The following is a 21312-nucleotide window of genomic DNA, read 5'->3' on the forward strand; positions in this document are numbered from 1 at the left end:
CAATCGAGGGAAGCGCCAAGCAGATTGGCATCAATGGAATTCGTGAACCGAAAAAGTTCTGGATCAAATGGAGAGGCTCGCATGAAATCGCTTTTGAGGACTTCGGTCGCCGCAGTGGTGGCACTGACGCTGACGACCTTCTCGGCAGCCGCCGAAAACGTGCTGAAATGGGGTGCGCAGCGCGACGTCGTTTCGCTCGATCCCTATTCGTATGGTGACACCTTCACCATTGCTGTGCTGAACCACGTCTATGAAGGGCTGGTGCGCTACGACGAGAAGCTGCAGATCGCGCCGGCGCTCGCTACGTCATGGGAAGTCGTGTCGCCGACGGTCTGGCGCTTTCACCTGCGCGAGGGGGTGAAATTCCACAACGGCGCGCCGTTCACGGCCGACGACGTGATAGCCTCGCTGACCCGTGTCAGCGATCCGGCGTCACCACTGCGCGGCAACCTGCCTGCCTACAAGGGTGCGACCAAGATCGACGACCATACGGTTGAGATCAACACGACGCCGAACTATCCGCTGCTGCTCAACGATCTCACCAATATCGTCATCTTCGACAAGGAATGGCTGGTCGCCAATCACGCCGAAGCGCCGACGGATGTGGGCAAGGGTGTCGAGGGATATGCGACGTCACATGCAAACGGCACCGGTCCCTTCAAGATCGTGTCGCGCAAGCCAGACGCCGAGACCGTGTTCGAGGTCAACAAGGACTGGTGGGACAAGCCCAAGCACAACATCGACAAGATCATCTTCACCCCGATCGCATCTTCGGCGACACGGGTGGCCGCCCTTCTGTCGGGCGAGATCGACTTCACCAACTCCGCGCCGCTGCAGGACATTCCTCGTCTGCAGGCATCGCCTGACATCAAGGTGCTGGCGAGCAATGAACTGCGGACCGTGTTCTTTCTCTTCAACCGCACCGACAAGACGATCGCCTCGGATGTCACGGACAAGAATCCGATGAACGACATCAAGGTCCGGCAGGCCATGTACCAGTCGATCGACATCGATGCCTTGCAAAAGAAGGTGATGCGCGGACTGTCCCGCAACACCGGTTCGCTTATCGCGCCGGCCATTCCAGGTTATGTCGACGCGCTGGACTCGCGCCTGCCCTACGATCCGGATGCCGCTAAGAAACTGCTTGCGGAAGCCGGGTATCCCAATGGCTTCTCCTTCTCCTTCGTCTGCGAGAATGACGGTTACGTCAACGAGGAGGAAATCTGCCAGGCGGTCTCGTCCATGTGGGCCCGCGTCGGCCTGAAGGCGAATCTCGACGTCGCGCCGACCAGCCTGCAGACGGCAAAATTCGAGAGCGGAAAGTTCGATGTCGGCATTCTCGGCTGGGCCAACGAGCCGATGATCGACAGTTTCTCGATCCTCGTGCAGGTCGTCCACTCCAAAGTCGGCACTTCGGGCGTGTTCAACTGGGGTGGATGGAAGTATCCCGACGTCGATGCGTTGATCGACAGCGCCGGCAAGGAATTGGATCGTGAAAAGCGCCTCGGATTCCAGACGCAGGCACTGACGAAGGTCAAGGACGACATCGCCTTCCTGCCGCTGCACCAGCAGCCAATGGCATGGGCGATGGGTCCGAAGATCGCGAGCGTCGTCCAGCTCACCGACAACAAGCCGCGCTTCTGGCTGACCAAGATGAAGTGACCTGAAGCTTTTCGCCGGGAATCCGGCATGGATCCTGCATAGAAAAACTCCGGGCTCTGCCCGGAGTTGCCCAAACCGCGTCAGGAGACGGCAGTCATGCTCGCCATCATCGTCAAGCGCATCGGCAATGCGGCCTTGGTCATGCTCGTGGTCGCTTTCATCGCCTTCATGATCTTCCAGTTCCTGGGTGACCCGGTGCAGCTCATGCTGAACTCCCAGGCGACCCAAGGCGATCGCGATGCATTGCGTATCCGGCTTGGCCTCGACCACCCGGTCATCATGCAGTTCTTCACCTTTGTCGTTCGCGCGCTGCACGGTGATTTCGGCGTCTCCTTCCGCAATCAGCGAGAGGTGATGTCGCTGATCGCCGAGCGCTTCCCGGCAACTTTTGAGCTTGTCATGGTGTCGACCGTGTTGGCGCTGCTTGTCGGCATTCCGCTTGGTGTGTTTGCCGCGATCAACCCGAAGAACCTGGCGGCCCGCATGGCTCGCATGGTCTCCATGATCGGCATCTCGGTGCCGGCGTTTGTCATCGGCATCGTGCTCATCCTTGTGTTTTCGGTCCAGCTTGGCTGGTTGCCCGCCTTCGGCCGAGGCGAAGTCGTGCAATTCGGCACCTGGTCGACCGGACTGCTGACGCCGTCGGGACGGCTCGCGCTGATCATGCCGAGCATTTCGCTGGCGCTGTTCCAGATCTCCTTCATCATGCGGCTCGTCACCGCCGAAATGCTCGAGGTCCTGCGGACCGATTACATCAAATTCGCCCGGGCACGCGGCCTGCCCGACCGCAGCGTGCATTTCCGTCACGCGTTGAAGAACTGCATGATGCCGGTGGTCACCATGACCGGGATGATGATCGGTGACCTGATCGCCTTCGCGCTGGTGACCGAAACCGTCTTTCAGTGGCCGGGCATGGGCCTGCTGTTCGTGCAGGCCGTCATGTTCATCGATATTCCGGTGATGGCGGCCTATCTGATGATCGTCTCCGTCATCTTCATCACACTGAACACGATTGTCGATTTCGTCTATCTCGCCGTCGATCCGCGCTTGCGGCAGGCGGGAGGCGGAGGGGGTGGCCATGTCCGTTGAAACGCAGACTTCGAAAACGCCCGGCACGCGGCGATTTGCACGCCTGAAGGCCTTTCTCGATGGCGACCTTGCTCATGGCTTCTTCCACACCCCGTCAGCGGTCATCGCGGCGCTGGTGCTTCTTGTCATTGCGCTGACGGCGATAGCCGCACCGCTGTTGTCGCCGCAGAACCCCTATGATTTGACACAGCTCTACCTCGACAAAGCCGAACTGCCGCCGATCTGGTCGGCCGGCGGTGAAGCGCCATACCTGCTCGGCACCGACGTGCAAGGGCGCGACATCTTTTCCGCCATCCTATACGGCTCGCGAATCTCGCTGATGATCGGCTTTGCCAGTGTCATCGTCTCGGTGCTCATCGGCATTACCGTGGGACTCACATCCGGCTATATTGGCGGTCGTATCGACAATTTCCTGATGCGCGTCGGCGATCTGGTCCTGTCGATCCCGACGCTGCTCGTCGCCATACTGGTCAGCGCGATCTTTCGCCAATTGCTGCCCATTTCGCTGCGCGATGCCTTCACGCCGGTCATCCTGACCGCCTCGATAGCCATCACATCCTGGGTGCAATACGCTCGCATCGTGCGCGCCTCGACAATGGTGGAGGCACGCAAGGAATACGTGCTTGCGGCCCGTATCCTCCAGTTGCCTTCCAGCAAGATCATGATCTCTCACATCTTGCCAAACGTGATGACGGCGGTGCTGGTGACGGCGACGCTCAATCTCGGCCTTGCCATCCTCGCCGAGGCGACCCTGTCCTTTCTGGGCGTAGGCATGCCAGTCACGCAGCCTTCCCTCGGCACGCTTATCCGCATCGGCAACCAGTACTTCTTCTCGGGAAGCTGGTGGGTGGTACTTTTCCCGGCGCTGCAGCTCAGCCTGATCATTCTTGCCGTCAACCTGCTTGGCGACTGGCTGCGCGACGCCCTCAATCCGAAACTTCGTTGAAAGGCCCGACCATGATCGAAACCACCATCGTGAAGAATGTGCGGCCCTGGGGTGGCGCGGCAATCGACGTGACGATCGCCGCCGGCCGTATCACGGGGCTCGGACCGGCAACGGTCTGGAACGACGCGAAAGTCATCGACGGCGCTGGCGCAATCCTGCTGCCGGGCTTCGTCGAAGCGCACACCCATCTCGACAAGACGCTCTACGGTATGGCGTGGCACCCGAATAATGTCGGCTCGACCCTGGTCGAGAAGATCACCAACGAGCGCGATTCGAAGAGCCGGCTTGGCCTCGACCCGGCGCGTCAATCGGCAAGGCAGGTTGCGCTGTCGGTCGCGCATGGCACGACCCACATCCGCAGCCATGTCGACATCGACACCGAACATGGTCTGAAGGGCGTGCTCGGCGTCATGGAGACACGCGAAAAATACGCCGATGTCATCGACCTCGAGATCGTCGCCTTCCCACAGTCGGGTATGCTGATCCGGCAGGGCACGAAAGAACTGATGGACGAGGCGCTGGCGCTTGGCGCCGAAGTCGTCGGCGGACTCGACCCCTGTTCGATGGACCTCGACCCGAAAAATCATCTCGACGTGGTTTTCGGTCTTGCGGAAAAGCACGGCAAGCCGATCGACATCCATCTGCACGAGCTTGGCGAACTCGGCGCATTCTCGATGCGGCTTATCATCGACCGGACACGCGCTCATGCGATGAGCGGCAAGGTGACCGTGAGCCACGCCTTCTGCCTTGGCCACAATGATTACCTTGCCGTTGGCCGGTTGCTCGAACAACTGGCCGAAGCCGGCATCGCCATCATGACCACCGGGCCGGCCGGCTATCCATGCCCGCCGCTGATCCGCACGCTCGACGCGGGCATAACGGTCTGTTCCGGCTCCGACGGCATCCGTGACTGCTGGAGCCCCTATGGCAATGCCGACATGCTGGAGCGCGCTATTTTCCTTGGCATGCGCAACGACCTCGACCGCGACGCGGATCTTCGTCGCGCCGTCGAAGTGGTCACGACGGGTGGTGCCACCGTGATGGGGATCGAAGGCTACGGGCTCGGCATCGGAGACGTGGCCGACCTTGTCCTGATCGAAGGCGAGACGCTGGCCGAGGCCGTGGTTTCGCGTCGAAACCGGCCGCTGGTCATGAAGCGCGGCAAAGTTGTTGCCCGCGATGACGCGGCACTTTTCGCGACGGAGTAGAGAGATGCGCGCCGCGCCGCTTCCCAACGACGGGCCGGACACCGGGCCGGTGCTCGACATTCGCGATCTTGTCGTGGAGTTCCCGACGCGCCGTGGCGTGCTGACGGCGATCCGTGGCGTGTCCATCACTGTCGGGCGTGGCGAAATCCTGGGCATCGTCGGCGAATCCGGAGCGGGAAAATCGCTCACCGGTGCTGCCGTCATCGGCCTGCTGGAGCCGCCGGGTCGCATCGCCGGCGGTGAAATCCGCGTCGGCGGCCGCCGCATCGACAATCTGCCGAAACGCGAGATGATGGCGCTGCGCGGCAAGACCATCGGTGCGATCTTCCAGGACCCGCTGACTTCGCTCAACCCGCTCCTTACCGTAGGTGACCAGTTGGTCGAGACGATACGCTGCCACCTGCCGTTGTCGCGGGCCGAGGCCATCAGGCGCGTTATCGATCTGCTGAACGAGGTCGGCATCCCTTCGGCGGAATTGCGGCTCCGGCAATATCCGCACCAGTTTTCAGGTGGGATGCGCCAGCGCGTGGTGATCGCGCTGGCGCTCGCCGGCGAACCGGACCTCGTCGTCGCCGATGAGCCGACCACGGCTCTGGATGTCTCGATCCAGGCACAGATCACCGCGCTGCTGAAACGCATCTGCCGCGACAGGGGAACCGCCGTGATGCTGGTTACCCACGACATGGGCGTGATCGCGGAAGCCGCCGACCGCGTGGCGGTAATGTATGCCGGGCGCATCGTCGAAATCGGGCCGGTCGATGACATCATCCGCCGGCCGCAACATCCCTACACGCGCGGATTGATCGGCTCGATCCCGAGCCTGGTGACGCGTCACGAGCGTCTCGTCCAGATTGACGGCGCGATGCCGCGTCTGAATTCCATGCCGCCCGGCTGTGCTTTCCATCCGCGCTGCGTTCTGGCGGATACGCGCTGCCGCAGCGCTCTGCCGCCCTTGCTGGCGAATGGCCCGGGCATGGCAGCCTGCTGGAACCTTGCCGCCGGCGATGCCGTGGAGGCAGCATGACAAACTTGCTCGCCAAACCGGCGCTGCGCGTCGACGATGTCGCCTGTTTCTTCGACGTTTCGCCGTCGTGGTTCGACCGTACGGTGATGCGCAAACCGCAACGCACGCTCAAGGCGGTCGACGGCCTGAGTTTTGTGATCCCGCGCGGCACCACGTTTTCGATCGTCGGCGAATCCGGCTGTGGGAAATCGACATTGGCGCGCCTGGTGGTCGGACTGTATCAGCCGACGCGCGGCACGCTTTCGTTTGCGAACGGCAGCGGTCGCGATGGTTTGGTGCGCACCCAGATGATCTTCCAGGACCCCTTCGCCAGCCTCAATCCGCGTTGGCGCGTCGGCGCCATCATCGCCGAGCCAATCAAACAAATGGGTTTGCGCCCCTCGGGCGCGGAGACGCAGACACGCGTCAGACAATTGCTGGAGACGGTCGGCCTTTCCGGTCAGGATTCCAACCGCTATCCGCACGAATTCTCCGGTGGCCAGCGCCAGCGCATCTCTATCGCCCGGGCATTGGCTGCCGAACCGGAGTTTCTGGTCTGTGACGAGCCGACCTCGGCTCTCGATGTGTCGGTGCAGGCGCAGATCCTCAATCTGCTCAAAGACCTGCAGCGTGAACTCGGCCTCACCTATTTGTTCATCAGCCACAATCTGGCGGCTGTGAGGCACGTGTCGGACCGTGTCGCCGTCATGTATCTCGGCCGGATCGTGGAGGAAGCCGCAACCGATGAAATCTTCGAACGGCCGCAACATCCCTATACGCGCTTCCTGCTCGATACCGTGCCCAATCTAGATCGCCCAAACCGCGATCGCGTGCCGGCGACAGTCGACCTGCCGAGCCCGATCGATCCGCCGCCTGGCTGCGCCTACAATCCGCGCTGTCCGCTGGCCACCGATACCTGCCGGACTGACGCACCCGAATCCCGCCCTGTCGGCGGCACGTTGGTGCGCTGCCATCATGCGACCCTCTAGCGCGATGCGCGTTGAGCAGGATCAAAGCAGTCGGGATCATCGCCGCATGAAAGTGAGGTAACGCCTTGCGTATTCTCATCGTCAATCCCAACACAACCGCCAGCATGACCGCGACGATCGCCAGGGCTGCATCCGCGGTCGCGGCGAGCTCGACTGAGATACTCGCCGCCACATCCGGCATGGGCCCAGCTTCGATCGAAGGTTATTACGACGAGGCACTGGCGGTACCGGGTCTGCTTGATGAAATCGCATGCGCCGAGCGCAATGGGGCTGACGCTGCGGTGATCGCCTGTTTCGACGATACCGGCCTTGATGCTGCACGAGCACTCGCCACCATTCCCGTTATCGGCATCTGCGAAGCCGCCTTGGTGACCGCAGCTTTCATCGCCCAGCGTTTTACCGTGGTGACAACCATGGATCGCTCCCGGGTACCGCTAGAAGCGCTGGTGCAGCGCTACGGGATGCAAAGCAAGGCGAAGGTGCGCGCGGCCGACATTCCGGTACTGTCGCTTGAGGATCCAGCATCGGACGCAAAATCAAAACTCAGGAGCGAGATCGCCCGCGCACTCTCTGAGGATCGCGCTGAGGCGATCGTACTCGGCTGCGCCGGCATGGCCGACCTTATGGATGAGCTGCGCCGCGAATACGGCGTGCCCGTGATCGACGGCGTGGCGGCTGCGGTGAAACAGGCCGAGGCGCTAGTGGCGCAAGGGTTAAGCACGTCAAAACGGGGGGCATATGCCTATCCCTTGGCGAAACCCTATGCTGGCGCGCTTGCATCCTTTGCTCCGGCAGTTTTGGCACCTGCGAACACTGACCACGTCCTCAACAGTGTGACGGGCTTTTACCCCAAGGGAAACGCTTCCGGTTGATTCAGAATCGGTTTGCCGTCGACCAACCGTGCAACCATTCGGTGGCATAAAGCAGGCGATACATTGCCTCCTCGATACTCTTGACCGGCCCTGGACATATCGTGCGATACGGACTGCCAGCGCTCCCATGTTACCTGGCATCATCCCGTCGAATGCGGCCTCGCCGAGCTCAAGCGGTTCCACGGGTGACGACCCGCTTCGAGAAATAGGTCAAGCCGCGTCGATAGACGCGGGATGCCTGAACGTCCGTTTCTGACATTCCGAGCCTCGAAGCCGCAAGTCTGCAGACGTGAAGAGTTTCGGGCGCCGGCAGGCGTACGAAAGTCCCCGAGGAAGGAACCCGCGGGCCACAAGTCGATGGCTATGGGGATTTCGATCTGCGGCTGATGTCGGCGATGGCGCGACCGCCGCTTGGAAGCGCAGGGGTGGATGCGGACAGGCCGCTTCGTTGCGCCTCCGCGCGGTATTGCCGACCCGAGATGCGGTTGGGTGTGGCCCTGTCGACATCGATAGTCACCATGGGCGCGCGCGGGTCCGTTGCCGGAGGCGAAGCGCCTGCGGCTGAAGGCTCGACCATTCCATGCCGGGTCATGGCGTGCTGCTCCCGCTCGACCGGGAACCGTGTCAATTTTTTGAAGTGTCCGTGATAATTTCCAGCTTGAGATCAAGCAAATGAAGGACGGCTCGCCGTTGCCAGTCTGAATGGTCGTTCTCGCTTGGAAGGACCGCGCTGCATTACAGTCACAGACACGAACCAATGAAGGGCGCACGGCGAACGCCCGCTGACTGAAACCGCCAGAAATACGTCAGTCGAAGTAGCCATCCGCGTGATCATTTGCAAGAAGGACGAGCGTGCGAAATCCGGAGGCGGATCGGGCCACATAATGCTGATGGAACAGGATCATGGCCAAGCGTAGAGGGTGACGATTTTGGTCAGCCTAACCAAGTGCCCAGGGACTAAGCTGCCCTTGAACGACGGTCTCTGAGCGCAAAGGAACCCGCCTATTTGCACGCCGTTGCACGCCGCAACTCCCCGACGCGCCGACTGCACTCACAACCGTTCCCAACTTCGTTCAGATCAATCCTGTGTTTTGCCAGGAGATCGAAAGAGGTCTATCTAAACCAAACAGCGAAAGAGGCGATCGCGCCGGAAATGGTTCGGCAAACCACGCTATTGCCGCCTAACCCCTACTCCCACTCGATTGTTCCCAACCCAGCTAGGTCATTGATCTAGCTGGGTTTTTTCTTACCTGCGGCACCGAAAGCCGACGCACAGTCCGTCAAAAAGTTACGCTCTTGATTTTAAAGGGAAAATCGCGACAAAAAATATTCTGAGGTTTCACCAACTATCGGGAACAATCGCTCGATTTTTGCACACAGAAGCGTCTCGACGTGATGACATTGCCCTGCGAAAAGTACCGTCAGTAGGTCAATCACGCCACACAAACTCGCCCTTTGGCCCGAGATGGAACGGCAGGCAGGTACTTCCATGCCTTCAAAAATCGTCGAGCTGACCGGCTCAGCCTGCTTATGCGCGAGACGCCGAAGCAAATCGTCATCAACATTCCTACTCGAAGGAATAGGTGAACCCTTCCTTGGAGGCGCCGACGGTGACTTTAGTCATCTTTTCGCCCTCGAGCGAGCGGTTCAGCACGCCGCGGCTCAGTTCCGGCAGCAGCGTGTTGGTCAGGATGGCATCGATCATCCTGCCGCCGGATTCAATCTCGGTGCAGCGGGCCTTGATCAGATCCATGACACCGTCGCCGATTACCAGTTCCGCATCATTGGTTGCCCGCAGCCGGCGGGCGATTTTGGCGAACTGGTGACGGGTGATTGCTTCGATCATCGAATCCGAGAGCGGATAATAAGGAATGGTCACCACCCGGCCGAGGAAGGCCGCCGGGAAGACTTTCAGCAATGGGCTGCGCAAGGCGGTGTCCAGATCGTCGAGCCCGGCCCGCAGCGTGCCATTTTTGGTGCGGTCCATGATGACCTCCGAGCCGACATTGGAGGTGAGCAGGATCAGCGTGTTCTTGAAGTCGATCCGGCGGCCCTCGCTGTCGTCCATCATCCCCTTGTCGAAAACCTGGAAGAAGATTTCGTGCACGTCGGGATGCGCCTTCTCCACCTCGTCGAGCAGGATCACCGAATAGGGTTTTCTGCGCACCGCTTCGGTCAGGATGCCGCCCTTGCCGTAGCCGACATAGCCCGGCGGCGCGCCTTTGAGCGTCGAGACGGTGTGCGCCTCCTGGAACTCGGACATGTTGATCGAGATCAGGTTCTGCTCGCCACCATAGAGCGTTTCGGCCAGCGCCAATGCCGTTTCGGTCTTGCCGACGCCCGAAGGGCCGCAGAGCAGGAAGACGCCTACCGGCTTTTCGGGCGCGCCGAGCCCGGCGCGGCTGGTCTGCACCCGCCTGGCGATCATCTCCATGGCGTGATCCTGTCCGACCACGCGTTCGGACAGGCTGCCGGCGAGCCGCAGCGCCTTTTCGGTCTGGCTCGATAGCATCCGCCCAGTCGGGATGCCCGTCCAGTCCTGAACGACCGCCGCCACGGCATTGCGATCGACCGACGGCAGGATCAGCGGTGTCTCGCCTTGCGCCTCGGCCAGTTCGGCCATCAGTTCGCGCAGCCGGCCGAGATCGGCGGCAGGATCAGATGGAGGGGCAGCGGCCGGTCCTTCTACATCAGTCTTGGCTGTTTTGGCTTTCGTCGTTTTAGTCTTGGGCACTTCGGCCTTAGGCGCTTCGGTCTTCGGCGGCTGAGCCTCAACTGTGTCGGAGCCCGCCGTTGCGGTATTGCTTTCCGGCGTCTCCACCGGATCGAGCGGAACACCCTCGCCGCGCAGTCTGGCGCGCAGTTCGAGTATTTCGGCGACGAATGCCTTTTCCCGATCCCAGCGTTGCTGAGCCGCGGCCAACGTGATTTCGGTTTCGGCAAGTCCGGTGTCGACCCGGGCCTGCCGGTCAGTCACCTCGATGCCTATCGCAGCCTCGCGACCGATGATGCCGCTTTCGACCTCCAGCGCTTGGCGACGGCGCATGATGTCCTCGACCTCGGCGGGCGTGGCGTGCTGCGATATGGCGACGCGGGCGCAGGCGGTGTCGAGAAGGCTCACTGCCTTGTCCGGCAATTGTCGCGCCGGGATATAGCGATGTGAAAGGCCGACCGCGGCCTCGATCGCCTCGTCCAGTATCTGCACCTTGTGGTGCTGCTCCAGGACACCGGCCACACCGCGCAACATGAGGACGGCCACCGCCTCCGACGGCTCGTCGATTTTGACCACCTGGAAACGGCGGGTCAGCGCCGGGTCCTTCTCGATGTACTGCTTGTATTCGGCCCAGGTCGTCGCGGCGATGGTGCGAAGTTCGCCCCGCGCCAGCGCCGGTTTCAAGAGATTGGCCGCGTCACCGGTTCCGGCCGCGCCACCGGCGCCGATCAAGGTGTGGGCTTCATCGATGAACAGGATGACCGGCGTTTCGGATGATTGAACCTCATCGATAATGGCCTTCAGCCGTTTTTCGAATTCGCCCTTCACGCTGGCGCCCGCCTGCATCAATCCGACGTCGAGCATGCGCACGCTGACATTCTGCAAGGAGGGCGGCACGTCGCCCTCGGCGATACGCAAGGCAAAGCCTTCGACGACCGCCGTCTTGCCGACCCCGGCCTCGCCGGTCAGGATCGGGTTGTTTTGCCGGCGCCGCATCAGGATATCGACGATCTGCCGGATTTCTGGTTCGCGGCCGACGACCGGATCGATCTTGCCGTCGCGGGCGCGCTGGGTCAGGTCGGTGGCATAATTCGCCAGCGCCGAATCCCCGCCCGGAGCCCGCTTCGGCGCCTCCGCGACGGAGAGCGTGGTCGAGGTGCCGGCTTCGAGTGAACCCTCCACGACATCGGCGAACCGCGCGATGACCGCGTCGGCATCGATCTTGTTAAACTCGCCGCTGATCTTCGACAGCAGGCCTTCCAGCACCGGCGTCTTCAGGCAGGCAAGCAGAATATGGGCGCTGCGGACTTCCTCCACGCCGAACTCAAGCGTAGCCAGGTTCCAGGCTTCCTGAATGGCATGAAAGATATGGTCGGAGAACTCCTCGATCGATGTGGCGCCATAGGGGAGCTTGTCGACGGCGCGGGTCATATCGGCGGTGATCCGGCTCGCATCCACGCCCGCATCGGCGATGATCATCTGCACGTCCGAGCGGTCGGAAAGCACCAGCTGCTCGACGAAATGGACGAGTTCGACGTATGGGTTGCCGCGCAGTTTGGCGGTGTCCGCAGCCGCCTTGAAGGCGCGGACACCGACAGGATTGAGCTTGCCGACCAGTTCCTTGCGCTTGAAAGTCTGCGATGACCGGCGCTGTTCCATCGAACGTGCTCCTGCAGTCTGCCAGCCGATAAATTGCCACATAAGCCATCACTTGACAAAGCGCCTGATGTACCGCTGTCGCAATGCCCGGTTTAGCCGGCTCGTTTCCATTTGTGGAAAGTCCCGCACCACTGACTGTAAACGGCCTCCGCGATGCGGTTCGCCTGCAGCTTCGGCCACCACACCAAGGATTCCGGCACTCTGGAGGCGGTGGCGTTTAGCTTCTGTTAATTTTTGAGCCGTCGTTTAATTGTGGTAAAGTGCAACCCTGTGATAACGTTGCGTCACTTACGGTATGAGGTCGGTCGCTGGGGGTTTGAGTGATTGATGCCGCGCTCTGGCTTAGTCCGCTCGACGGTGGAAACCCGTCAGGTGAGGATTTGCGCAACGACCCGGCTTTTCATGAGCTGGAGCGCCTGACGGAGCCCGAGGTCAAGGTCGTCCACGACGGCAACAACAAGCCCACGTCGCAAAGCACCATTCCGGTCGACTGGTCCGCAGTGCTGGCAAAGGCGGTGGACTTGCGCGCGCATGGCCGCGACCTGCGCCTGCTGGTCATCGTCACGCGTGCGCTGGCCAATGAAGACGGACTGGCCGGGCTCGCGCAGGGTCTGACCCTCATCGCGCAGACCTTCGATCAGCATTGGGAAACCATGCATCCGGCCCTGCGGCCCAACGCTACGCCTCGCGATGCTGCCTTGCGCCGTATCAACGCACTGCTCGACCTCCAGAATGGTCAGGACGGGTTGCTGGCGAACCTGCGGCAAATGATTTTCTTTACGCCACGCGCGATCGGACCGATCAGCGGACGCGACCTGGAACAAAGCGCGCTCGACGACCGTATCATGCTCCAGGAAGCCGCCTCGGGATTGAACACGGCGGAAAAGGCCGCACTGGTCAGCGCCCACGGACAATTGTTGAACCGGGTGCGTGCCGGATGTGCGGCACAGATCGATCAGGCCGGCGCAGAGATGGTCGCGCTCGTCGCCGACACCAGGGCAGCGATCGCAGCTCTTGACGCGGTCGAAACCGCCCTAAACGCCCGCCTCGAAGGCGGCGGCGCTCCCGTTCCGGAATTAAAGCGGTTTCTCCAGCGTTTGCTGACGACCCTCGAACGGAACTCGGCAGCCGGCGCCGTGGCGAATGGCTCGGCCAAGACGCCCAACCCGGGAGAACTGGCAACGCCTGCTCGAAACGGTCGTGGAGCCGATACTATGACAAGTGCGGCAAGCTACTCGGACTCGAGCACGGGGCTTCCCGACCGGATCTCCTCGCGCGACGACGTGGTGAAGTGCCTCGACCTGGTCGTCGCCTTCTACGACCGCACCGAACCGTCGAGCCCTATACCGCACCTGGCACGGCGCGTGCGCCGCATGGTGCACATGGATTTCGTTGAACTGATGGAAGATCTCGCCCCGTCTGGGCTGAAGGAATTCCGGCTCCTTGCCGGCGTTCCCGATGTCAAGAAGACGGCCCAGAAGGATGAAAGGTAACAGCACATGCCAGCCGAAAGCAAAGCGAAGGTCATCGAACGAAATCGCGCGCCGCGGGTGCAGATCGCCTACGACGTGGAAACCTACGGTAGCCCGACCACGATCGAATTGCCGTTTGTGATGGCGGTGATGGCCGACCTTTCCGGCGCTTCGCAGACCAAGGAAGCGTCAAAATCGGTGCTGGACCGATCCTTCGTCGAGACCGACGCCAACCGCTTCCCCAAATTCATGGAGGCGCTCGGGCCGCGCGTCAAAGCCCGAGTGAAGAACACGCTGCCACAGGCCGAAGGCCAGGAGCGCGACGAGGAACTGGCGCTCGATCTCACCTTCACCAAGATGGGTGATTTCGCTCCCGACAAAATTGCCGCGCAGGTGCCGCAATTGGCCGAGATCCTCAAGATGCGCCGCCAGCTCGAGGAACTGCTCGGCTTCATGGACGGCCGTGTCGACGCCGAAAAACGCATCGCGCAGTTGCTGAACAACGAGCCGCTGCTTGGCAAGATCGCCGGCCAGGCGCTCGCCGACGACGACAAGGCAGGGGAGTAAACCATGGCCGAACAGCAAAAGACCGCCGCCGTCGCCGCCGAGGCCGAAGCCATAAACCTCGACGAATTCAGCGGCCTCCTCGAGAAGGACTTCAAGGTCAAGAAGGACGACAGCGAGAAGCTGCAGCAACTCGTGCGCAATCTGGCACTCGCGGCGCAGTCGCGTTCCGACACCACGACCATTTCGTCCAATGCGATCAAGTCGATCAAGTCGCTGATCGCGGGCATCGACAAGATGCTGACGGCACAGGTCAACGAGATCCTGCACGCACCGGAAGTGCGCGAGATGGAAGGCACTTGGCGCGGCCTCTGGTATCTCGTCAACAACACCGAGACGGACCAGAAGCTGAAGATCCGGGTGATGAACATCTCCAAGGAACAGCTGGGCGACACGCTCGAAGACTATGAAGGCCAGATGTGGGACCAGAGCCCGATCTTCAAGAAGGTCTATACGGACGAGTATTCGATGCTGGGTGGCGAGCCGATCGGCTGTGTGATCGGTGCCTACGAATTCTCCAACCACCCGCGCGACGTCGGCCTGCTGCGCAATATCTCCGGCATCTGCGCCTCGGCGCACACGCCGTTTATCGCAGCCGCCTCGCCGCGCCTGTTCCGCATGGACAGCTGGCAGGAACTGCCGAACCCGCAAGACCTGCAGCAGATCGTCTCCAACCCGGCCTATGCCTCTTGGCAGTCGCTGCGCGAGAGCGAGGACGCCCGCTACATCGGCCTGACCATGCCCCGCGTTCTGGCCAGGCTGCCCTATGGCACCGATACCGTTCCGGTGAAGGGCTTCACCTTCGAGGAGGAGGTGCAGGGCGACCACAACAAATACGTCTGGATGAACGCCGCCTTCCCGATGGGCGTCAACATCAACCGCAGCCACAAGCTTTTCGGCTGGGGCACGCAAATCCGCGGCGTCGAGAATGGCGGCACCGTGCTCAATCTGCCGGTGCACAGCTTCCCGACCGATGATGGCTCGATCGCGATGAAATGCCCGACCGAAGTCGCCATCGACGACCGGCGCGAGGCCGAGCTGGCCAAGCTCGGCCTGATGCCGATCCTGCACCGTAAGAACACGGATCTGGCGGCCTTCATCGGCGCCCATTCGCTGCAGGACGACGAAACGCGTGCCGGCCGGCTGGTCGATCCCGATGCACAGTCGAACGAGCGGCTGAGCGCCAACCTGCCCTATCTTTTCCCCGTCTCGCGCTTCGCGCACTACCTCAAGGCCATTGCGCGCGACAAGGTCGGCTCGTTCAAGGAGCGCTCCGACATGCAGATCTGGTTGACCGAGTGGATCAACCGCTACGTGCTGGCCAACCCGGCCTTTGCCGACGACAAGGCGCGCGCCAAGCGTCCGCTTGCCGCTGCCGAGGTCCAGGTGGACAGCGTGGAGGGGCGGCCAGGCTACTACAATGCCCGCTTCTATCTGCGCCCGCACTACCAGCTGGAGGGCATCAATGCCTCGCTCCGACTGGTGTCGGAACTGCCGTCCGTGAAGACTTGATTTGCAGCAACAACATCTTGGTTTTTAAAAGCGGTGGAGAGAGAAAATGCCCACGACCATGAAGATTGATGGCTTTCTGAAGGTCCCCGATATCAAGGGCCCCAGCACCCGCGACGGCCACTCGGACGAGATCGAAGTCCATGGCGTCGACTACAAGATGGTCGCACCCTATGATCCGAATTCGCTCTCACGCCGTGGCCGCGTGTCCATGGGCATGATCAAGTTCACCAAACACTATGACAAATCCTCGCCCTACCTGGCAAAGGCGTTGTTCGAGAACAAGGCCCTCAATGAGGTGGTGTTTTCGGCACGTCGGACCATCGATGGCGAAAGCAAGGATTACCTGGTCGTTACGCTGACCGACGCCTCGATCATGGAATACGACATGTCGCAAGCTGACGATGAGGCAGACCTGATCGAGGAAGCGGTCAGCTTCGCCTACAAGAAGATCAAGTTCGTCTATGACGGCAATGATGAAGCCGAAATGGATGTCTATGTCGGCAAGTGAGGTTCGGCGGCCCGGCGCGGGCAAGCAGCAGATCGCGGGCAGCCTGCGGGCGAAAAGCGAGGCCGTCCAGCCGTCGCTGTGGGATCGCCTCGTCAACGACCTGCCGGGCCTGACCTCGGAGATAGACGGGCTGCGCCATGTCCTACTGAACGAGCTTGGCGCGGACCGTCTCGACACCCTGGTTGCCGGCAGTGCGCGGAGCATCGACGCGGATGCGGAGTTGACGCCCGATCAGAAACGGCGTCTGCATCGCCTGGCCTTTCAGACCCAGCACCGCGTCGAGATCGAGAGCCGTGGTGTGGTGGTATCGGCCCGCGTGCTCAGGGAAGCGGTGCGGCGCGACATCGAGGCTCTGTTCAACACCGAGCGCTTCGAGGCCACACCGCTGCTTTCCGACCTGGAGAACGAGCAGATGGCGGACAACCCACCGTCGCTCGCCGATTTTCCGGAGGTCCGCCGAAGCGTGGTCAATTACGGCGTGCCTTCCTTCTCGGGACGTTCGTCCCGCGACTTTGACCGCGACGTGCTGGCGCGCGAAATCCGCTCGGTGCTCGCCACCTTCGAGCCCCGCCTCAAGGAAAGTGCGACGAAGGTTACCGTCACCCTTGGTGATAAGACCGTAGGGCTAAAGATCGAGATCGATGCCGTGCTGATCATGACGCCGACACCGGAACGCATGCGCCTGCGCACCACGATCAATCTCGACAACGGCTTGGCGCGGACCGAAATTAGGGACGCCTGAGATGGATCGGGTTTTCGTCGAATATTACGAGGAGGAACTGACCCATATCCGCGGCCTTGCGGCGGAATTTGCCGACATGCATCCGGCAGTGGCGCGCAACCTGTCCCTCGATACTGTGCCCTGCCCGGATCCCTATGTCGAACGGCTGCTGGACGGCGTCGCCTTCCTCGCCGCACGCACCCGGCTGAAAGTCGACGCCGAGCGCTCGCGATTTTCGCGCAGCGTGCTCGATGTTCTCTATCCCGATCTGGTCACGCCGGCGCCGGCGACAGCGATGGCCGTGCTGAAACCCGGCCAGCAGGTGCAGACCATGCCCGCCGGCCACGTCGTCAAGCGCAACACGCGGCTGGTCTCCAGCCTGCAGCCCGGCCTGTCGACGCGCTGCACCTTCTCCACAGCGCAAGACATGACGCTGTGGCCGATAGCAATCACTTCGGTCAGCTATTTTCAGGATCGCAGTGCGCTGGCGGCGGCCGGCATAGGGCCGATCGGCGACACCGGCGGCGAGGCGGCGCTGCGTCTGGCTCTGACGCGGACCGGAAAAGGCAAACTCGACGAATTGGCGCTCGACCAGCTTGACCTCTACTTTGCCGGACGCACCAAGGCGCCGCTTTTGTTCGATGCGATCTTCGGCGCCTGCGTGGCCATAGGCGCAAGGCCGGAAGGCAAGACCAACCGGCTGTCGCCCTTGCCGGCACCCGAAATGGTCGGCATCAGCGACGACGAGGCCCTGATGCCGCGCACCCGCCCGACATTCGAAGGGTACCGCCTGCTGCGCGAATACTTTGTCATGCCGGAACGCTTTCACTATGTGAGGGTCTCGGCGCTGCAGCCGGTGGTGCGCAAATGCGAGGGCGGACTCGAGATCATCTTCCTGTTCCGCCGCCCGGCGCCCGAACTCGCCGATCTGACGCCGGCGGATTTCGAACTTTTTGCGACGCCGATCATCAATCTGTTCGAGCGCGAGTGCAACGTCGTCGAACTCGACGCGCGCAAGACGCGGCAGGTGCTGCACGCCGACCGCACGCGGGCGCGCGACTTTGAGATCTATCGTGTCCTCCGCGTCGAAGATGCCGACAGTGAAGGCAGCGACGCCGAGATACCTGAGTTGTTCAGCCTCGGGCAGAACCGCGGCAGTGGCTGGGTCTATTCCACGGAACGGCGCCCACGCCGGGCGACTGAGGATGAACGGCGCGATGGGCTGACCCGCACGTCATACACCGGGGACGATGTCTTCCTGGCCGTATCCCGGCCACTTGGAACCGCCGCGAACCGGCCGTTGAAGCGTCTCGACATCATGGCGCTTTGCACCAACCGTGACCTGCCGATCCTCGACGACAATCCGACCTTGACGCTGGAGGCCGGTGATCCGGTCGAATCTGTTCGCCTGCTCGGTGCGTTGCGTCCGCCGCAGCCGGCCATCCCCGCGGCACTGCCCACCGGGGCCGAAGGCGATTCCCGGGCCGACGATCTCGCCTGGCGACTGGTGGCGCAGCTGGCGCTCAACTTTCTCAGCCTCGCCAAGGAAGGCCGCGGCGTCGACCCGCTGCATGCGCTGCTTGATCTTTATGCCGACCGGGGCGATCCGAGCCTTGCCCGCAACGTCCACTCGATCGTGCGCATCGACTCGCGGTCGGTGATCGAACGGCTGCAGATCGACGGGCCGATGTGCTTCGGGCGTGGCACTGAAGTGACGCTGCATGTCGATCAGTCGGTGCTGGCCGGGCAAAGCACCTTGCTGCTTTCGGCCTTGCTGGCGCGGCTGTTTGCCCGTCATGCCGGAATAAACGGCTTCGTGCGAACCCGCACGCGGCTGCTGCAGAAGCAGGAGGATGTGCCATGGCCGATGACGCCCGGCAATCGCTACCTGATCTAGACAGTAGCGGCCCGGACCGGGCCGAAGGTCTGTCTGAGGCGTTCGACTTTTTCGAACTGTTGCGCCGTCTCGAACAGCGGAGCGGTCTGTTCGGCCATTCAGGGCGCCCCGACCGCGAGCCGGCAAGGCTCGGCCAGCATGTGCGCCTCGCCTTTTCCGCGCGGGACCTGGCGCAATTCCGCGAGGCCACCGACAAGGCACCGGCCCGAGTCACCGTTTCAAATCTCGGTCTGTTGGGGCCCGAAGGGCCGATGCCGCTGCATCTGACGCGTTGGGTGCTTGACCGCCTGTCGCAGCGCTGGTTCGCCGGTGCCGACGCACAGCAGACCAGCGACACGACCTTCGTAGACTTCGTCAACATCCTCCAGCACCGTATGATTGCCCTTTATTACCGGGCCTGGGCGGATGCGCATCCGGCGGTCCAGGTCGAGCGCGCGGTCGGCGGCCGCGTTCGCGCCATGCTTGAAGCGATGGCGGGGATCGGACTTCCCGGCGCCAAAAATCCTGATCTCGACATTGTTAAGCTTCGTCAAGCCGCAGCGCTCGCCAGCCAGGTCGACGGTCCGGAACGGCTGACGTTGTTTCTGGCGGAAGCGTTCAGGGTGCCGGTTCAGATCAAGGAGTTCATCGCCGCCTGGATAACCATACCAACCGGGCTGCAGACCCGCCTCGCAAAAGCCTATGCGGGGCTCGGCCGGGGGGCGACGATCGGCCCGCGCGTTTTCAACCGCCAAAGCAGGATCGAGCTGCGCGTCGGCCCTCTCTCCTTTGAGGAGTTCAAGGCCTTCCTACCGGGAGGCGCGCGTCTCAAACTGTTCAAGCACGCCGTTCGCGACATGGTCGGGGAATCACTCGACGTCGACCTGCGCATCGTGCTGGCGCTTGAAGCGGTGCCTCCACCCCGTCTCGGAGCGGTCCAGCTTGGCCGGACCGCCTGGCTTGCGCGGCCCGCCGAAAGGGGCGATGCTGACGATCTGCGGCTGCGGACAATTGTCGGATGGCGGCCGGAAATGGCGGGGGTCGCGGCATGAGCTTGCTGCTGACGCTGGAGCAAGGGCCACGCACCCAGGCGGTACGGCAGACCCGGCTTGACGAAGGTGAGCTGGTGATCGGCCGCAGTGCGGACGCGGGCTGGCAGATCAACGATCCCGACATGTTCGTTTCCCGCGCCCATTGCAAGATCACTGGCGGGCGAGACGGCTATTTCGTCACAGACATGTCGAGCAGTGGACTTTTCATAAACGACTCCGACAGCCCGCTTGGTGCCGGCCAGTCGACGCGCCTTCAAAGCGGCATGCGGCTGAGACTTGGCGACTACGTCGTCCATGTCGACCTACAGACGCCAACTGCCCAGGCACCTGCCGCCAGCCAGCCGGTTGCGGAACGCTTGCCGCCGGCATCGCGGGCGCCGGTGAGCATCGGCCGTGACGACTTCTTTTCCGCCAAGGTCGAGGAGGAGCCGCGACGGCCACGTCCGGCTGATCTGCCGAATCCGTTCGAGCAGCCGGTTGCGGGCGCGTTCGAGCGTGCCGCCTCCAGCCGGCGCAGTTCGCCTGCTTTCGATGACCCGTTCAGCCTCGATCCGGTTTCGACGCCTGTGGCGAAAGACGCCACCCCTTACCTCGAACCGGGCGGCGCGGCGAGCCAAACGGATCCATTCAGCCTCGACCCCGTGCCGTCCCTCGGACGTGAAGCCCAACTCGCTCATGGAAAACCGTCCGATTTCAGCGATGATTTTGGTTTCGGACCCGCCGCCGCGACCGGTTCGGCAAACGGCGTCGGTTCGACTGGCCAGCGCGAGCGCGTCGCCCAGCGACCCGCCAATCCCTGGGATTTTCCCGGGCAGGCGGCTGATAGCCCCGTCCCGGCGCGGACAGGTGCTGCTGCTACGCCCGCCCGCCAGCCGGCAGTGGCCCGGCCGGGCGACAAGGCGCTTCGCTCCGCATTCCTGCACGGCATGGGCGTCGAGGAAGCCGATTTCCCTGGCCGCGACAGCATCGCGGAAATGGAGAAGTTCGGCCGCGAATACCGGCTGATGATGGAAGGCCTGATGCAGCTTCTGCGCAAGCGGGCCGAGGAAAAGGGCAATGCCCGTGTCGCCCAGACCATGGTAGGGGCTTCCGAAGTCAATCCACTGAAGTTCCTGCCGACGGTCGACGACGCCATCGTCACTCTTATTGCCGAACGCAGCCCCGGCTTTCTCGCCGGCGAAGCGGCAATCGCCGACGCGGTTCGCGATCTCGCGCAACATCACGTGCGCGCCTGGCGCGGCGTGCAGGCCGCCTTGCGGCGGATGGTCGACCGTTTTGAGCCGGCAGCGATCGAGCAGGAGCTCAAATCGAATTCCGCGATCGGCACCCTGCTTTCGGGCGGGCGCGGCGCCAAGCTGTGGGAGCTCTACCAGAAACGCCATCGTGAAATCGCCGAGAGTGCGGAAAAAAGCTTTCTTGGCGAAATCGGCGCCGATTTTCGGGATGCATATGAGGAGGAGTGAGAC

16 protein-coding genes are annotated in these 21312 nt (G+C 62.4%); 15 read left to right on the forward strand and 1 reads right to left on the reverse strand.

Annotation, left to right across the window (positions count from 1 at the left end):
- The first annotated feature begins 81 nt into the window (after positions 1 to 81).
- The 7 genes from EN850_RS29295 (at position 82) to EN850_RS29325 (ending at position 7769) form a co-directional block, all read left to right on the forward strand.
- Positions 82 to 1662 (forward strand): ABC transporter substrate-binding protein, encoded by a 1581-nt coding sequence (locus EN850_RS29295; RefSeq protein ID WP_136092768.1) that lies wholly within the window; start codon positions 82 to 84, stop codon positions 1660 to 1662.
- A gap of 96 nt (positions 1663 to 1758) precedes the next feature.
- Positions 1759 to 2751: an ABC transporter permease gene (locus EN850_RS29300; RefSeq protein WP_136092769.1), complete on the forward strand. Its 993-nt coding sequence runs from the start codon at positions 1759 to 1761 to the stop codon at positions 2749 to 2751.
- Complete coding sequence (locus EN850_RS29305) at positions 2741 to 3697, forward strand: ABC transporter permease (protein WP_136092770.1); 957 nt, start codon at positions 2741 to 2743, stop codon at positions 3695 to 3697. The genes EN850_RS29300 and EN850_RS29305 overlap by 11 nt, the downstream gene beginning before the upstream one ends.
- Before the next feature lie 14 nt (positions 3698 to 3711).
- Complete coding sequence (locus tag EN850_RS29310; protein ID WP_210237994.1) at positions 3712 to 4905, forward strand: amidohydrolase family protein; 1194 nt, start codon at positions 3712 to 3714, stop codon at positions 4903 to 4905.
- A 4-nt stretch (positions 4906 to 4909) separates the two neighbouring features.
- Complete coding sequence (locus EN850_RS29315; RefSeq protein WP_136092772.1) at positions 4910 to 5929, forward strand: ABC transporter ATP-binding protein; 1020 nt, start codon at positions 4910 to 4912, stop codon at positions 5927 to 5929.
- Positions 5926 to 6897: an oligopeptide/dipeptide ABC transporter ATP-binding protein gene (locus EN850_RS29320; RefSeq protein WP_136092773.1), complete on the forward strand. Its 972-nt coding sequence runs from the start codon at positions 5926 to 5928 to the stop codon at positions 6895 to 6897. The genes EN850_RS29315 and EN850_RS29320 overlap by 4 nt, the downstream gene beginning before the upstream one ends.
- A 65-nt stretch (positions 6898 to 6962) precedes the next feature.
- Entirely contained in the window at positions 6963 to 7769 is an 807-nt protein-coding gene (locus tag EN850_RS29325) for an aspartate/glutamate racemase family protein (protein ID WP_136092774.1), read from the forward strand.
- A 1567-nt stretch (positions 7770 to 9336) separates the two neighbouring features.
- Here EN850_RS29325 and tssH read toward each other — a convergent pair.
- Entirely contained in the window at positions 9337 to 12141 is a 2805-nt protein-coding gene (tssH, locus tag EN850_RS29335) for a type VI secretion system ATPase TssH (protein WP_135917246.1), read from the reverse strand.
- A 320-nt stretch (positions 12142 to 12461) separates the two neighbouring features.
- Here tssH and tssA point away from each other — a divergent pair, with 320 nt between their 5' ends.
- Genes tssA through tagH form a run of 8 tightly spaced genes read left to right on the forward strand, consistent with a single transcriptional unit; the run spans position 12462 to position 21309 of the window.
- Entirely contained in the window at positions 12462 to 13634 is a 1173-nt protein-coding gene (gene tssA / locus EN850_RS29340) for a type VI secretion system protein TssA (RefSeq protein WP_135907066.1), read from the forward strand.
- Positions 13635 to 13640: 6 nt separating this feature from the next.
- The gene (tssB, locus tag EN850_RS29345; protein WP_027033816.1) at positions 13641 to 14180 is read left to right on the forward strand and encodes a type VI secretion system contractile sheath small subunit; all 540 of its coding nucleotides are present in this window, start codon (positions 13641 to 13643) and stop codon (positions 14178 to 14180) included.
- A 3-nt stretch (positions 14181 to 14183) separates the two neighbouring features.
- A complete protein-coding gene (tssC, locus tag EN850_RS29350; RefSeq protein ID WP_027033815.1) occupies positions 14184 to 15689 on the forward strand; it encodes a type VI secretion system contractile sheath large subunit in 1506 nt (501 codons plus the stop codon).
- A gap of 46 nt (positions 15690 to 15735) precedes the next feature.
- Positions 15736 to 16197 carry an Hcp family type VI secretion system effector gene (locus EN850_RS29355; RefSeq protein ID WP_032926026.1) on the forward strand — a complete coding sequence of 154 codons (462 nt, stop codon included), beginning with the start codon at positions 15736 to 15738 and terminating at the stop codon, positions 16195 to 16197.
- Entirely contained in the window at positions 16184 to 16939 is a 756-nt protein-coding gene (gene tssE, locus EN850_RS29360) for a type VI secretion system baseplate subunit TssE (RefSeq protein WP_135881127.1), read from the forward strand. The genes EN850_RS29355 and tssE overlap by 14 nt, the downstream gene beginning before the upstream one ends.
- Position 16940: 1 nt before the next feature.
- Complete coding sequence (gene tssF, locus EN850_RS29365) at positions 16941 to 18815, forward strand: type VI secretion system baseplate subunit TssF (RefSeq protein ID WP_135917247.1); 1875 nt, start codon at positions 16941 to 16943, stop codon at positions 18813 to 18815.
- Complete coding sequence (tssG, locus tag EN850_RS29370; RefSeq protein ID WP_135880683.1) at positions 18779 to 19846, forward strand: type VI secretion system baseplate subunit TssG; 1068 nt, start codon at positions 18779 to 18781, stop codon at positions 19844 to 19846. Before tssF ends, tssG begins: the two co-directional genes overlap by 37 nt.
- Positions 19843 to 21309: a type VI secretion system-associated FHA domain protein TagH gene (tagH, locus tag EN850_RS29375; protein ID WP_135933044.1), complete on the forward strand. Its 1467-nt coding sequence runs from the start codon at positions 19843 to 19845 to the stop codon at positions 21307 to 21309. Before tssG ends, tagH begins: the two co-directional genes overlap by 4 nt.
- The last annotated feature ends 3 nt before the right edge of the window (positions 21310 to 21312 follow it).

It is taken from the genome of Mesorhizobium sp. M8A.F.Ca.ET.207.01.1.1 (genome assembly GCF_004794715.1).
Taxonomy (GTDB): Bacteria; Pseudomonadota; Alphaproteobacteria; order Rhizobiales; family Rhizobiaceae; genus Mesorhizobium.

What these genes read in the sequence shown, in the direction of transcription:
- EN850_RS29295 (WP_136092768.1), top strand. Translation starts at nt 82, where the DNA reads ATGAAATCGCTTTTGAGGACTTCGGTCGCCGCAGTGGTGGCACTGACG.
- EN850_RS29300 (WP_136092769.1), top strand. Translation starts at nt 1,759, where the DNA reads ATGCTCGCCATCATCGTCAAGCGCATCGGCAATGCGGCCTTGGTCATG.
- EN850_RS29305 (WP_136092770.1), top strand. Translation starts at nt 2,741, where the DNA reads ATGTCCGTTGAAACGCAGACTTCGAAAACGCCCGGCACGCGGCGATTT.
- EN850_RS29315 (WP_136092772.1), top strand. Translation starts at nt 4,910, where the DNA reads ATGCGCGCCGCGCCGCTTCCCAACGACGGGCCGGACACCGGGCCGGTG.
- EN850_RS29320 (WP_136092773.1), top strand. Translation starts at nt 5,926, where the DNA reads ATGACAAACTTGCTCGCCAAACCGGCGCTGCGCGTCGACGATGTCGCC.
- tssH (WP_135917246.1), bottom strand. Translation starts at nt 12,141, where the DNA reads ATGGAACAGCGCCGGTCATCGCAGACTTTCAAGCGCAAGGAACTGGTC.
- tssB (WP_027033816.1), top strand. Translation starts at nt 13,641, where the DNA reads ATGCCAGCCGAAAGCAAAGCGAAGGTCATCGAACGAAATCGCGCGCCG.
- tssC (WP_027033815.1), top strand. Translation starts at nt 14,184, where the DNA reads ATGGCCGAACAGCAAAAGACCGCCGCCGTCGCCGCCGAGGCCGAAGCC.
- EN850_RS29355 (WP_032926026.1), top strand. Translation starts at nt 15,736, where the DNA reads ATGCCCACGACCATGAAGATTGATGGCTTTCTGAAGGTCCCCGATATC.
- tssE (WP_135881127.1), top strand. Translation starts at nt 16,184, where the DNA reads ATGTCGGCAAGTGAGGTTCGGCGGCCCGGCGCGGGCAAGCAGCAGATC.
- tssF (WP_135917247.1), top strand. Translation starts at nt 16,941, where the DNA reads ATGGATCGGGTTTTCGTCGAATATTACGAGGAGGAACTGACCCATATC.
- tssG (WP_135880683.1), top strand. Translation starts at nt 18,779, where the DNA reads ATGGCCGATGACGCCCGGCAATCGCTACCTGATCTAGACAGTAGCGGC.
- tagH (WP_135933044.1), top strand. Translation starts at nt 19,843, where the DNA reads ATGAGCTTGCTGCTGACGCTGGAGCAAGGGCCACGCACCCAGGCGGTA.